The 15,466-nt window shown below is 65.7% G+C and carries 1 protein-coding gene (cut by a window edge); it reads left to right on the top strand.

Features of this window, described 5'->3' with window-relative positions:
• On the top strand, window positions 1–15,466 hold the 5' portion of the coding sequence (locus AAF481_05880) for a carboxypeptidase regulatory-like domain-containing protein (GenBank protein ID MEM7480682.1). 215 nt of this gene lie beyond the right edge of the window; 15,466 of the gene's 15,681 nt are visible here — the first part of the coding sequence; the start codon lies at window positions 1–3; its stop codon lies beyond the right edge, outside the window.

The following is a 15,466-nucleotide window of genomic DNA, read 5'->3' on the forward strand; positions in this document are numbered from 1 at the left end:
TTGTGCGGGGCCCTGGGCCTCATAGCCTTCGCTCTTTCCGCTAGCCTTTCTGCCTCGGCGCAAGAGCTGGGTAGTGGGCGCCTTTCCATTGTTGGAGCTCGCCTCGCCGCTTCACCGGAGAGCCAGACGGTTCCGCTGTCGACGCCGACGATTGTCGAAACGTCACTGGTCGGCTGGAATCCATCCAACGGCGTTCTTCCCTCGAATCTCGTTGTGGTCGGTGAGCTGTCCGGACCGGAGATCTCCGGATTCCTCAGCCTGTCGACTTCTCCCGGCGAGCCATTCCGAATTCCGCGGCTGGCCCTCGAAGGCGAATATCGGTTGGAGAACATCCGGCTGATGCAGGATGGTGAGCTTCTTTCCTATGCCGAGCCGCGGGACGCCGCCATCCTGGTGACGCAAGTGCTGGTCACGCGAGTCAGCTCGCGGCCTCTGACCCTCGACGAGGTCCGCAGTTACGGTGTCGTTCTGGGCGACGACAATTTCCGCGCTTTCAACTTCACCTTCGGTTTCGCTGTCGATGGCGAGATCATCGACTACAACCTGCCGGTGTTCTACAACGCGCTCAATCCGGGTGAGACGCTGACGGTCTTGGGGCAATCGAGCCCGCAATTTGGAGCGTCGAGCGGTACCACCTCGCCGCGCTTCAAACCGCCGCAGATGGCTCCCTTTACGTTGCAGATGGAATCTTCTGGCGGTGGTGGTGCTAGTGGGTTGACCGGTGGTTGTCAAAACGCCGATGGCTGTTTCGAAGACGAGCCGGTGAGTCTGCCGGGGGTGATCTTGTTCCCCTCGGAAGTTTCGCTTCTCAACCAGTTCTTCTCCGTGGTTCTGGTGGCCAAGAACGACGCACCCGAAGGTGATCCATTGGTGATTCGCGACCTGATGGCCCGGGTGATCCTGCCGCCGGGTTTGCGAATGGCGGAGACCGAGCCGCCGACACCCCTCGGGGTGCCGGTGCCGGTGCGAGTGCCGGGGCCCGATGGTCTGCTGGGTACGGGGGATGATCTGACGTTCTTGATCGCCCAGGCCGAAGGCCAGGCCGAGGTGGTGGTGGAGGGTCGTCAGCAGGGAACCCACGTTGTCGAATTCCAGCTTGAAGGGGTGCTCGACGGGCTCCCCGGAGGCGTGGAGCGGGTCACCGGTTTGGCCCGCGGTGCGGTGGTGGTGCGCGATCCAACCTTGGCGATGACCGTCACCCATCCGGATGTGGTGCGCAACGACGAGCAGTACAAACTGTCCGTCACGGTGACGAACACCTCGAGTCAGCCGCTGAATCTGGTGTCCGTTTCGTTGCCCCCCGGCGGGCTGTCGGGAGTGGAATTGCTGACCTCGGGGCAGCAGACGATTCCTTCGCTGCCACCTGCGGAGTCCGAAGTGGTTGAGTTTGGTTTGCGTTCTCTGCGCACCGGTCGGGTGGTGGCGACCTCGGTCAAGAGCGGTAGCCTGATCGATCCCACCTTCGAGCTGACGGTGGGGGTCGGCGATGCCGGCATACCGCTGTCGCCCGATGCGTTGATCTTGCCGCGCTCCGTTGAGCAGCTGCCGGCGGCGGTGCAGCGCCACGCGCTGGGCTTGCTCGGTCTCGGCTTTTCGCTATCGAGCGCTCCGGAGTCCGCGACGACTTCGGGCTTGCCTCGCCTGTCGCGGGAGCAGATCGATGAGAAAGCCTACTGGTTGGCGCAGGCCGGTCGGCATGTGGCGCTCGGCGAAGACTCCTTCGACAGCTTGGCGGTGGTGGCTGCCGAGTGGGCTGGCGCCCGCGATCGCGACTGGGAATGGGACGAGCTACGTCGGATCACCCAGCGTGGTGGCTTCTGGGCAAGTGCTTTGGCGCACACCTTCGCTGCGGAAGCGGCGGCGACCTCCGGGCGCGCCGCCTTCGAGCGCTTTGCTCGTACGACTTCGTTTCTCGGCCCTCTGGCCGGTGCGGTCGTCGAGGGTTCGGCGGCACGGCTGGAAGTCGCCAGTCGAACGACCGGCGACCGGCTTTCGGGAGAGGGCAGCGATCCATTGCGCATTCGCGAGCTGTCCTTCGCTGACCTCTACGGTCTCGGTGCCGAAGGTCAGATGGCGTTGCTTGCCGGTGCCGAGGCCGGTGGCTACCAGGTCCGCTTGACGGCTGAGGGCGGATCGGCGGACACGCTGACTCTGTGGTTGCCCGACGGTGCCGGCGGCTCTCGATGGGTCGATTTCACAGGGATCGCCTTGCCCCCTGGCGGCCTGGCGATCGTCGACTTCGCGCCCAGCGACAGTCTCTTTACGTTGTTCGTCGACCGCACCGGCGATGGGTTGGTCAACGAGGAGATCCCCGGCGCGGTCTCCACATTGACGCTGCGACCCTTCACGGCGGTGGCGGCGGTGCAGAACGCCGAGGAAGATCCTTCCGGTCACATCGTCGATGTGCTCCTGACCCAAGATCTCGATCTCGCGAGCTTGTTGCCCCTCGATCCAGGCCGATTCTCCTTGCCGGGGAAAGTATCCAACGGCGGTCTGGTGCCGGTCGAAGAGGACATTGCCAACCACTTTGAGACGGTGGCGGAGAATCCCTTTGAGGGACTGCGCAACAGCCGTATCGTGCGGGTGATCTTCGACAATCCGATCAGTCCCTACGTTGCGCACGCCCTGACCATCCGTGATCTCTCGAGTGTTGCCGGCGCCACTCTCTCGGGGGTCACGCTGCCGGTGACGACCACCGTCACCGAGCCGGGGACCCAGGTCGAGGGCACCGTTCTCGGACCCGATGGCCAGCCGGTTCCGTTTGCTTTGGTTGAACTCTACGAAGTGGATTTCTTCTATCACTACCCAACGCCGTGCCGGCGCCACAAGACGGCGGCGGTGCGGGCGGACTCTGCTGGCCGATTCAGTTTCGACTACGTGCGCCAGACGAGGTGCTCCGACGTGTTCACGTTGGTGGGTACCGACCCGGTGAGCGGCTATCGTGGCGACGCCCGTGGGCGGATGCGCTTTGCCGGAGGCAGCCAGCAGCTCGACATCCTGATGCTGGGCCGTGGCACCCTGCGCGGCCGCGTTAGCTACGAAGACGGCACGGTACCCGAGAGCCCGCGGGTTGTGGCGTACAGCCCGGTGTTCTTTGAGGGCAGCGAGGCGCGTGTTTTCGCTGACGGTCGCTATGAGGTCAGTGGAGTTCCCGTCGGAACGGTGAGCCTGGCGGCGACGGACCGCGAAGGTAGCTCTGTCTTCCAAACCGTCGAACTACCCACCGCCGGTTCGGTGGTGGAGCGCGACTTGGTCATCATCCGGCGTTCTCCCGACGATTCGACCGGCGACGTGCAGGGCACGGTATTCGAGGCCGACGGAATCACCCCGGTATTCGATGCCTATGTGGCTCTCTATGTCGACGGTGAACTCGCCGGAGTAGAGAACAGTGATCTCGATGGCAGTTTCGATTTCGGCACCGTGCCTGCCGGCCGGGCCGAGATCGAAGCTTTCGATGGCGAAACTGGGCTTTCGGGAGCGCAAGTTTTCTTCGACATTGCCGCGGACCAGGTCAACGACATCGCCCTCTTGCTGTCGGATGAGCGGGGAACCGTTGAAGGGACGGTCTACCGGCAAGAGATTACCGGCCAAGTGCCGGTGGCGGGTGCCGTGGTGTGGGTGAGCGGTACGCCGTTTTCTACCGTGACCGACGCGGCTGGCTTCTACCAGCTCGATAGTGTGTTCGCCGGTGAGCGCACGGTGCTGGCGGCCGACCTCGACCGCCAACTGCAAGCCTCCGCGGCGGTGACCGTGAACGGTGGCGGTGCGGTGACTTTCCGTGACCTGATCTTCCCGGGTGCGTCCGTGGGCAGCGGTATTTCCGGCGAGGTGCTGGGCTTTTCCGGCGACCCGGTGCCGGGTGCCTTGGTGCACATTGCGACCGGTGGTGGCCGGTGGTGGCATGAGGTAGCCACCGATGCGCTTGGACGCTTCACTCTCCCCGAACTCGCCCCGGGCTCCTATGAGCTCCACGCGGTGGACGGCGCCGCTGGGGCGAGCAAGACGGTCACCATTCGGTTCGAGGGCGAGACCCCGTTCGTCGGCCTTCGGTTCAAGAAGGGCAGTATCCGTGGCACGGTTCGCTTCGAGAACGCGAGTGGCGACCTGGTCGGCGTCCAGTCGCTGGTGACCTATCGGACCACGGTGGTGCAGGAAGGGTTGGTGGGACTCGATTGGTCACCGCACACGATCGAGACGGCCGCTGACGGTAGTTTCGAGATCCCCGACGCCTTGGTGGGGCCGTACTCCCTGCATGTTTCCAATCCCTTCCACGGTGAGCGAAGGATTCACGGCGATCTGGTGTTCCACGGCGAGGTTGCGGAACACGATGTTCTGTTTCAAGAGAACGGGACGATTCGGGTGCAGGTGCTCGATTGGGACGGCGAAACCCCGTTGCCGGGTGCGCGAGTGGACCTGCAGCACCCGGCCTTCTCGCTTTACGACCTGATCGCCGATGAGGAAGGTCGGGTGACCTTCGAACTGGTGCCGCCGGTGGGAGGGCGCTTTCCCATCGAGGCCGAAATCACTTCCGGCAGCCTCTTCCGCCGGGCCCGTGGTTGGGTGCGGTTCAATCGATTTGGCCAAGAACTCGACATCGAGATCGTCATGCCGCGCCAAGGCACCGTCTCGGGCTTCGTCGAGGACGCCAGCGGCAACCCGGTGCCCGGCGCAGTGGTGACATTGCGCGAGCATGCCTTCCCCGGACGTTGGGTCACCCAGAACGCCGACGGCGAGGGCAGCTTCCGATTTACCAACATCTTTGCGGGCACCGTGTCACTGGCTGCCAAGGCACCCTCCCTGGGTGGACTGGGCAGCAAAGCGACCGTCGAGCTGGCCTCCGAGGGTCAAGAGGTCTATACCCTTCTCCAGCTCGAGGCCACCGGTGAGATCGTCGGTCGGGTGCTCTCCCCGCTGACCGGAGAGCCGGTGCCTTCGGTGCAGGTCTCGATCTATCGCCACGGTCACGGTTTGTTCGACAGCCTCACGGCGGCAGCGGATGGCACCTACCGCTTCCAGCTTTTGCCCCTTGGTCAGTATCGCGTCTGGGTGTTCGATCCGGCCACTGGCCGCCACGGGGAGCGTGAAGGTGCCTGGGTCGAGTTCAACCAGCATGTGCGCGAGGCAGATGTCACCCTCGAAGTGCGCGGGGAGATCGACGGGCATCTCTCCGATCCGGGTTCGGGCCATGGCGTGCCCGGGGCCACGATCCGCGCTGCGGTGCACTCGTTGGTGCCCTTTGTGACCTACTCGTCGACCGATGTTGAAGGCTATTTCGAGTTCTTGGGGATCCCCGAGAGCACTTTCCGCCTCGACACGAGAGAACCCGAAGGTCGGCGCCGTGCCTCGGGCAGCGGGTCGATCAACGCCGAAGGCGAACGAGTGACGGTGGACCTGGTCCTCGAAGCTTCGGGCTCGGTGACCGGCACGGTGCTCAATCCGCCGGGCGCACCGACGGGACCCTTTGCCAGCGTCAACACCTTGATCTACCAGGATGGTCAGGTGGTGGGTGCAACCCTTGACAATCCGTACACCTTCGACGGGCTGATCGCTGGCCGCAGCTTCCGCATCGAGGCGCACGAGGTCGGCGGCGATCACCGTGGTGAGGCCACGGGTCGTCTCGAAAGTGAAGGCGAGCTGGTGACCGTCGACGTGACGATGCGTCCCATCGGCGAGGCCGAGGTGACCGTTCGTGACAGCTTCGGCAACCTGGTCGCCGGGGCCAATGTCGGCTTGCGCAGCTCGGGTTTCTACCGGCAGGGTGCCTTCTCGGCGTCCACCGGAGCGGCGGGCACGGCGCTCTTCACCCAGGTCGGTGAGGGACACCTTTCCACCTGGGCCAGCAGTCCGGCCACCGGGCTCGGTGGCTCGGCGGAGGGTACGTTGACCTTCGAAGGGGAGCGGGTGCCGCTCACGGTGCAGCTCGCTGATTCGGGCGCCGTGGAAGGAGTGGTGCTGCTTTCCGACGGCACCACCCCGGCCGAAGAAGCGCTGGTGGTACTGACCATCGCCGGCCGCACGAGCCAAACCTTCGCAGCGGCCGACGGCAGCTTCCGTTTCGACGCGGCTCCGCTCGGTTCCTTCGCGATATTCGTCCAAGAGCGCTTCGGGCCGGGCACGGCTCGGGCTCGAGGGACACTCGCGGCCAATGGTGGTTTGGTCGACGTGGGCACACTGGTGATGGACGACGCCGATCCGGCGGTGATCGAACTCCTGCCGGCGCTGTACTCGGTGGATCAGTCGCTCGCCAGTACGGTCACGATCCGCTTTAGCGAGCCGCTGGACGTGGCGCGCTTCACCAACGCCTGGGTCAGCTTCCGCAGCCTGTCCGGTGCGACCGTCGCCTATAGCGCGAGCTGGATCGAGGGTAATGCGACTTTGGTCCTCACCCCGAACGCGCCGCTCGCCAGTCACACCAGCTACCAGGTCACCGTCCAAGATGCCTATGACCCGGCCGGTCGGCAGCTGTTCGAGCCGGCGCGTACCATCTTCACCACTGTGGATGTCACTCCACCGACGGTGATCGACGTGTTGCCGCGCGATGGAGAAATCCAGCTACCGGTCCATACCCAGATGCATCTGACGTTTTCGGAGCCGGTGGTCCCTGCCTCCCTCAACGGCAGCTCCCTCCAGCTCACCGATCGGACCACCGGTACTGGGGTTTCAACCACTTGGTTGCAGATTGCCGACGGTCGCAAAGCGGTGGTGACCCCGGTGGGCGGCCTGGCTGCGGACCGCGAATACCAGCTCACCATCCAGGGTCTCGAGGATGGCTCAGGCAACGTGATGACCACTCCCGTCATCACGACTTTCTGGACCCTCGACACAACGCCGCCGGACATTGCCAGCGTCATCTTGCCGGCGGGCAACAGCTTCACCGCCGGAGACGATGTGCCGGTGCAGGTGGATGCGACCGACTCGTGGGGGGTGGCGAGGGTGACGGTGCAGGTGAACGACTGGACCTTCTCCGACGAAAGCGAGCCCTTCGAGATCACCGCGCTAGCTCCGATGGTGGCCTCGGCCGAGACGGTGAGTCTCACTATCGAAGCGGTCGATATTCACGGCAATGTGGCGTCGACGACTCGAGACATTCAGGTCGATCCGTTGGTGAACGCTTCGACGCCGGAGACCTGGGCCGGTTGTGCCCTCAACGGCGACGCGGTGGTGCCGGGCATCGAGATCGGGATCGGTGTCGAGGCAGAGGACGACCAGGCGATCGAAAGCTTGACCGCCTTCGTCGATGGTGTCGAGATTGGCTCGGCAAGCCCGGTCAACCTGGCCCGCGGCTCGGCGATCTTCCCCTGGACGCCTCCGACCGGAGCCTCTCCGGGAACCAGCTACAGCGTTCGGCTGGAAGCCCGAGACTTCGCCGGCAATCTGTCGGTCCATGATCTCGTGGTATCGGTCCCGACCGGTACGATCCTGGTCGGTGGGCGGAGTTTGCTCGGTCCCTACGACGGAGAGGACATCACCCTCGCGGAAGGCATCTTCCTGGTCCGCAACCCTCTAGCTTTCGCCTCGCTGCGCGTCGTGGGTGGGGCTTCCATCGAGCCGCCGGAAGGCTTCACGGACCTCGACCTGACGGCCAGCGGAGAAATCCGGGTTCAGTGTGGCGCGGAGGTGCGGCATGGGCCAGAAGGGCGGACCTCTCTGTCCGCCGGTGGCGACGTGATCTTCGCGCCGCGGTCGTCCGCCCTCGCCAACGACGTTGCCGCTCAGAACATCTTTGTCGGGGTCGGTTCCGACATTCGGCATGCCCCGGGGGGCTGGCTGCGGCTCGCTGCCGTCTCGTCGGCCGTCATCGGTCCGGGTGCCGTGGTGGATGTGACCGGCGAAGGGTTTGCCGGAGGAGCCGATTGGGAGTGGTTCGGCCATGCGCCGTCTGAGGTTTCGCCGTCGGCTGCGGGTGCCGGTGGGAGCCACGGCGGCTTGGGCGAGTCCACTCAGCCCGGCTATGAGGTGGGAGAAAGCTACGACAGTGTCTACCGGCCGACCCTCGCGGGGGGCGGTGGCGGCCCCCGTCGTTTCAACACGGCTGCTCCGGGGCAGCCCGGTGGTGGAGTCATCGAGGTCGCGGCATCGTCTCTCGTGCTCGATGGGACGCTACGCGCTCGCGGCAGTGAGACCGCGGGGCAATCCGGCGGTGCCGGGGGCACGGTACTCCTGCGGGTCGGCTCCTTGTCCGGCGGCGGTCTGGTCGATGCCTCCGGTGGCGACTCCCCAGGATGCACTGCGGTCGGCTCGATGGGCGGCGGTGGCGGCGGCCGAATCGCCGTCCAGGCCGATGACTTGAGCGGTTTTGATCCAGTGACACAGACTCGGGCGTGGGGTGGCCGCCGAGACCGTTGTTGGTCGCATTCCCTATTTGCCGGGCCAGGAACGGTCTATCTGCGCGATAACACGTCGACCTACGGTCGTCTGATGGTCGACAACGGTCTCGACGAGAACGGTGCCGAGCGCTCAGGGCCGACCACGCCCTTGCCGGCGCTCGGCGCGGGTTCCGTGGCTTCGTTCCAAGGTCAGGGTGCGGATGCGTGGCTGACGGCCGCTGAGGGGCCCCGGGCGGTGCGGTGGCTGGGCACCTGGGTGACCCTGTCGGATGCTGCCGGGCTCGAGCTCGGTGCCTTCGAAGTGCTGTCCGTCGACGCGGCCGGGCGCCTCCTGCTGCGCGACGCCGGTAGCTTGTCTGGGGTTGCTGAGTACCGGGGTGAATATCGGTTCGACAGCATCGATTTGCTCCACGGTGCGGGGCTCGAAGCCAGCGACCCGGTGAGCGGCACGAGGGTGGATCTTAGGGGTGAGGTCGAGCTCGAAGGAGAGGTACATGCCGCCGACGTTGTGGTGCATGCCGGTGCGGTGATTCGTCCCGCTACGGGCGGGGTCGTGCGGATGGTTGCGACTCGCTCGGTGGTGATCGAAGCCGGCGCCGTGGTGGATGTGACCGGCGAAGGCTTCGCCGGGGGAGCGCATTGGGAGTGGTTCGGCTATGCCCCAGCGGAGGTTTCGCCGTCGAGCGCAGGGGTGGGTGGCAGCCATGGAGGCTTGGGTCAGGCGACCCAGACCGGGTATGGGGTAGGGGAAAGCTACGACAGCGTCTTCTGGCCCCAGCTCGCGGGCGGCGGTGGCGGTCCCCGCCGGTTCAGCACGTCTGCTCCCGGACAGCCGGGGGGCGGCGTGATCGAGATTGAGACGCCTTCGCTGCTGCTCGATGGTGAGCTCCGGGCGCGAGGTGGCGAGACCGCGGCGCAGTCCGGTGGTGGTGGCGGAACGGTGCTCCTGCGGGTCGGTTCCCTGGCCGGCAGCGGTCTGATCGATGCCTCCGGTGGCGATTCGCCGGGTTGTACTTCGGTCGGTTCGATGGGCGGCGGCGGTGGCGGCCGGATCGCCCTGCATGTGGATGGTCTGAGCGGCTTCGATCCCGCGACTCAGACCCGGGCGTGGGGAGGCGAGCGGGGCTTGTGCTGGTCGCATCCTCGTTACGCCGGGCCGGGCACGGTCTATCTGCGAGACGCCGAAGCGACCCACGGACAGCTCTTGGTCGACAACGGGCTCGACGAAAATGGCACCGGACGCAACAGTTCAATTCCGACCCCATTGCCCAGCCTGGGTCGTGGGTTGATCGGCATGGTCGAGGTGGACCTCGACCACCCGGCGGATCTGTGGGTCGAGCCGCAAGATCCGGATCAACGGGTGGGCTTGGGTGTCGTCGGGGTGTTCGCACGCATCCAGGGAGTGGATTACCCGGTCCTGGCCGAAGCGGGGGATCGGCGCCGATTCCTGCTCGGCGGAGCCTCCGGCGCTGTTTCCGTCGGCGATGCCTTTGTCGGGGTGTACAAGTTCGACGAAGTGGTGGTGACGCGAGGTCATCTGACTCTGGAGGACGGTGTCGAAGTCGCAACGCTGACCGTAGGACCGGAGTCGTCGATGGCCTCCACAGATCTCGATCCGCCCGCCATCGCGATCATCGCTCCGACGGAAGGTGCGGCCTTTACGTCAGGCGAAGCGATCGCTGTCGCCGCGACGGTCACCGATGCCAGCGCGATCGACTCGGTGGTCTTCACCTTGGGGAGCCAGACTTTCACCGACACGACGCCGCCGTGGGAGTGGACGGTCGCGGCTCCAGCAGTCACCGAGGAGGGCGATGCCCTCATTCAGGTGGCAGCTACCGACGCCGAAGGCAATGTCGGCACGGCGCAACGGACGGTGCACTTGTTGCCGCTCGGATCCGCTTCACTGCCGTCGGTGGCTATCGCCTGCCCGTCGGACGGTGCATTGTTGGCACCCGGAACCGGCCTCGAGGTGGTGGCCGATGCCACTCACGAGAACGGTATCGAGAAGGTGGAGCTGTTCATCGGCGGTTCGTCGCAGCCGGTGGCGACGGACTTCGCAGCACCTTACTCGCTGCGCCTCAATGCTCCGTTGGAGGCTGTTTCCGGCCAGGTGATCGCTGCCACGGTGCGAGCCACCAGCTTTGCGGGAACGAGGGCCGAAGTCACCCGGCACGTGACCGTGGTGGAAGGGGCCGTGCTGACCGCGGACACCTTCCTCGCCGCGGGAGATACCCGCCTGGATGGCGGTGCGGTGATCGTGGCTGGCGGCACGCTGACGATCGAAGGACCGCACAGCTTCACGAACTTGGTGGTGCTCGACGGCGCGGTGGTCACCCACCTGGAGTCGACCGATCTCGCCTCGACCGAGCGACTGGATCTGGCCCTTTCAGGAGATCTGTTTGTCGCTTGCGGCGGCGGTATCGATGCCAACGGCCGGGGGCACAGGACGGCTGCCGATACTGGGATTTTCGCCGAGGATCACTTCGCGACGTCGGCATCGCTGAATCAGTGGCAGGTGGTGGATGAGGGCACGAGCCAGGGGCCGTCGAGCTGGGTTGTTTCCGGGACTCACCTCAGGCAGCAGTCCAACATCAACACGAGTGGAGCGACCTGGGGAACGTATTTGCTGTGGGGTGAGGAGCTGCCGGTTGCGGACTATCGACTGGCGGTGCGAATGAACTCCAACGACGACGACTCGATCGGTGTGATGTTCCGCTATGTCGATGCGAACAACTATTACAGGTTCCGGTGGGGGAGTCAGACTCCGGGCCAGTGGCTCGAGCGGATTGAGGATGGACAGGTCACCCTTTTGGCCAGTAGTTCTGTTCCGTATCGCTCGTCGGTTTGGTACTGGGTCGAGGTGGATGTTTCGGGTTCGGCGATCGAGGTTCGGATCGACGGTACGACGGCGCTCACGGCGACCGACACCAGTCATTCCTTCGGCCGAGTCGCCCTGTACAGTGCGGGCAACGACGGCAGTGTTTTCGACGACCTGATCGTCAGCTCGCTCGAGGATGGGTTGGAGGCTGCCGCCCACTTCGAGGACAACTCTTGGAACAACGACTGGGAGATCGTCGACCAGCCGGGAGCGTCTGAGGGTCCATCGAACTGGTTCCGCGACGGCAACGCCCAGTACCTCAAGCAGACCAGCAATATCTACCGCAACCCAGATGGCTTTGGCACCTATGCGCGGTGGCTGGGGCCGGTTCCGGGTGCCGACTATCGAGTAGGGGTGAACCTGGTCTCCGGGGACGATGACCACATCGGCCTGCACTTCCGTCAGTCGGATCCGGACAATTACTACCGGTTCCGTTGGTCTCGAGCTAGCGGCGGCGCCCAGATCCTGGAAAAGGTCGAGAACGGTCGGGTCATCGAGTTGGTTCGCCGGACGGCGGCGTACGCGCAGTGGCGCTGGTACCGAGTGGACATCGAAGTGGTGGGCTCCCGGATGCAAGCGTGGGTCAACGGCGAGCTCGTCCTCGCCGCGACGGACTCCACCCATACGGAAGGCACGGTGGCGCTGTACTGCGGCGGCAACGTTCACAGCTACTACGACGATTTCCGGATCAGTTCTCCCTCGCGCTCGACGGTCGAGGGAGGCTCCCACGGTGGTCGCGGCGGGCTTTTCCAAGGTGGCGGCGAACTCCAGGGAACGCTGTTCGATCCTGCCGAGGCCGGTTCCGGCGGCGGTGGTCCCTCCGCCATGCCGGGAGGGGGTGTCGTGCGCATCGATAGTTCCGGCCGGGCGGTAGTCGATGGCTCGGTGACCGCCCTCGGTGTGGCGTCCGATACGCGGGGTGCGGCCGGCGCGGGCGGCTCGATCCAGCTTCATGCGGACTCGGTGACCGGCGGAGGTGTTCTTCGAGCCGACGGCGGAGACGGATCCGGCCTGCACGCTGCGGGATCCGGCGGCCGGGTCGCGGTCTATGCCGGCTCGTGGAATGCGGATCTTCCGGAGCGGATTTCCGCCGCTGGCGGCCTCGGTACCACCGACGAAGCCACCGGCGCCGCCGGCACGATCTTCCTCAAGCTCGATCACCAGCCATTGGGCGATCTCCTGCTCGACAACCAGGGCCGGGCGACAACCCAGTTCACCGAACTGCCAGCCCTCTTGCCGGGGACCGTCGGCTCGGTTACGGCCGACTCGATCACCGATCCGGCGGCGAGCTTCCCCGACGGTCTTGCGGGCGCTGAGCTGTACTTCAATGGCAGCACCGGATCGCTGTGGACGGTGGCGGACAACGACGGCCAAAGGCTGAAATTCGACGAGTCGCAGGGACCGGTGAGTGCTCAACCGGGTGACGGCTATCAGGGTCTCTATCGCTTCGACCAAGTCACCGTCCGTGGCGGTGCCCGCGGGATCGCGCGCAATCCGGTGTGGACCTCTGGAACGCCGACGGTGGAACCGGGCTCTGAGTGGTTGGCCGACTACCGGCCCACGCTGTCGATCACGGCGCCGTCGGCGGGAGCGGACTTCTACGGGGGCGATTCCTTCGATGCGACGATTGCGGCGACCGACGAATTGGGCATCGCCTCGGTGCGTTTCACTCTGGCTGGGATGGAGTACACCACCTCGGTAGCGCCCTACGTCTGGCCGGTGACCATTCCGGTGGTGCCGCTGACGCTGACTCACCCGTTGACCGTGGAGGTGACCAATTTCTCCGGGCAGGTGACGGTCGCTTCGGTGGACGTCACGCTGAGAGCGAGTGGCGATGGGACGGCGCCCGTTGTGTCCCTCGACTCCGCCTCGGTGCGGAAAAACGAAGTGCTCCTGCCGGGTACTTGGGTTCACCTCGACTTCACCGCCACCGACGAAGAGGCGCTACAGAGCTACGCCCTCGTCGTCGGAGGCGTGGTCGAGCAGGAGCAAAGCCTGTCCGGAGAAACCGTAGTGGCCGCTGGCTTCGATTGGTTGGTGCCGTCCGATGCACCGGTCGGCACCCATTACACCTTGCGCATCGAGGCGCGCGACTTTGGCGGCAATGTCGGTGCCGTAGAGCATCCGGTTCGGGCTCCGGCCGGTCCCGTTCTCACCGGCAACCAAAGCCTCGATTCAGCGGTCGATGGAACTCATGTCACTCTCGGTTCGGGTACGTTTACGGTTTCCGAGGCGATTTCTCCAGCTTCGTTCATCTTGCTGTCGGGAGCCGTGGTTCGGGGCGAGGCCGGAGAGCTACTGTCGGTCTCCACCGGCGAAGTCCGCCTGCAAGCGGGATCACAGATCGACGTCGCGGAGCTCGGGTACGGCGGCGGTACTCAGGCCGCGCCGGTGGGCGGGGCGCCGCCTGGGATCGCCGGTTCGCAACCCGACGCGGGCGGTAGCCACGGTGGTTTCGGCTCGCCCTGGGACCTGACAGCGGGTCCGGCTGGGGAGGTCTACGACAGCGTCTACCTGCCGCAATTGCCCGGTGGCGGCGGCGCCTTGGACGGCGATGGCTTCGGAGACGGCGGCGCCGGCGGTGGCGCTGTCTGGATGGAGGCGACGGAAGTGCTGGTCGATGGCGACATCGTCGCGACCGGTCACCTTTCGAATGCCGATGAGAAGAGTGCGGGAGCCGGCGGTTCGGTGACCATCCGAGCCGACCGGCTGTCCGGCACCGGCAACATCAGCGCCGTCGGCGGCTGGGTCCGTTCCTGTGCGGGCCACCAGGGCGTCGGTGCGGGCGGTGGCGGTCGCATCGCCCTGTGGGTCGACGACCTGACCGACTTCGATCCCAAGACGCAAGTGCAGGCCGTGAGCAACCCCTTCTTCGGCTGCGGCTGGAATATCTATCGGTATGCCGGGACGGGGACCGTGTACGTCACCACCGCGGACCATACCTACGGTGACCTGAGGATCGATGCCGGCGAGGAGCCCAATGGATTGGACCGGGGGGATGGTCCGACCACCGAGCTGCCGGCCCTCGGCTCCGGGGTGGTAACGGCCTTCGCCCCAGCCGGCACCGACGCTTGGGTCACCGGTTCCGGACCCTTCCGACCTCGCTGGCAGGGCGCCTGGATGGCACTGGAGGACGCTGGGGGAGAAACCATCGGAATCTTTCGGGTGGTCGATCTCGACGCCGCCGGCCGCACCTTGCTGGCCGGAGCCGGCGGCGTCACCGGTGCGAGTTCGTACCGCGGCGAATACCGGTTCGACCGGATCGATCTGATGTCTGGAGCGGGTTTGCTGGCTCGCGATCCGGTCCTGGCGGCCAAGATGGAAGTCGACGGTGCGGCGGAATTGTCCGGACCGGTCATCGCTGACGACCTGACCATTCGAGCGGGAGCCGTGGTGGTTCCGGCCGAGACCGGGACGCTCCGACTGGAAGCTCCCGGCAGCCTCACGGTCGAGGCGGGAGCCGTGGTCGACGTTCGAGGGCAGGGATATGTCGGCGGCACTCCGGCCGCTCCCGATGGTGGGGCTCCGGCCGGAGTGCAGGGTTCTCTGCTCGACGCCGGTGGCAGCCATGGCGGCCTGGGCTCGCCCTGGGACCTTGCCTTCGGCCCTGCTGGAGAGGTTTTCGACAGTGTCTATCTACCGAGTTTGGCCGGTGGTGGAGGAGGCTTCGACAACGACGGTGCTGGGGATGGGCTGGCCGGCGGCGGGGTGATCGAGATCGTGGCTGGCAGCGTCACTCTCGACGGCGACCTGATGGCCGACGGTTCCTACAGCAACGATGCCGGGCAGTCGGCCGGAGCGGGTGGCACCGTCTCGATCGATGCGGCCTCGCTCAGCGGAGCCGGTCGCGTGTACGTCAACGGAGGCTATGCCCGAGCTTGTGGCGCTTGGAGCACGGTCGGGGCTGGCGGTGGTGGCCGGGTTGCGGTCCGCGTGGGCAGTCTGTCGGGCTTTGATCCGGCAAGCCAAATCCAAGCCTTTGGTAATGGTTTCTACAGTTGCTCTTGGCATCTCTACCGATGCGCAGCCTCCGGAACGGTGTATCTCTGGCAACCTTCGATGACCCACGGCGAACTGCGGGTCGAGCACTGGTCCGGTTGTACCGGGACCGAGCTACCCAACACGCCTCTGCCTGCCCTGGGGAACGGCCTGGTGGGCCTCATCGAGGCGGATGCCGCGGTGCCTTCGGATCTCTGGATCGAGCCGCAGGATCCGGCGGCCCTGTTCGACCGTGGCGTTGTCGGCATGACCGTGCGGATCG

Source organism: Acidobacteriota bacterium (assembly GCA_039030395.1).
Lineage (GTDB): Bacteria > Acidobacteriota > Thermoanaerobaculia > Multivoradales > JBCCEF01 > JBCCEF01.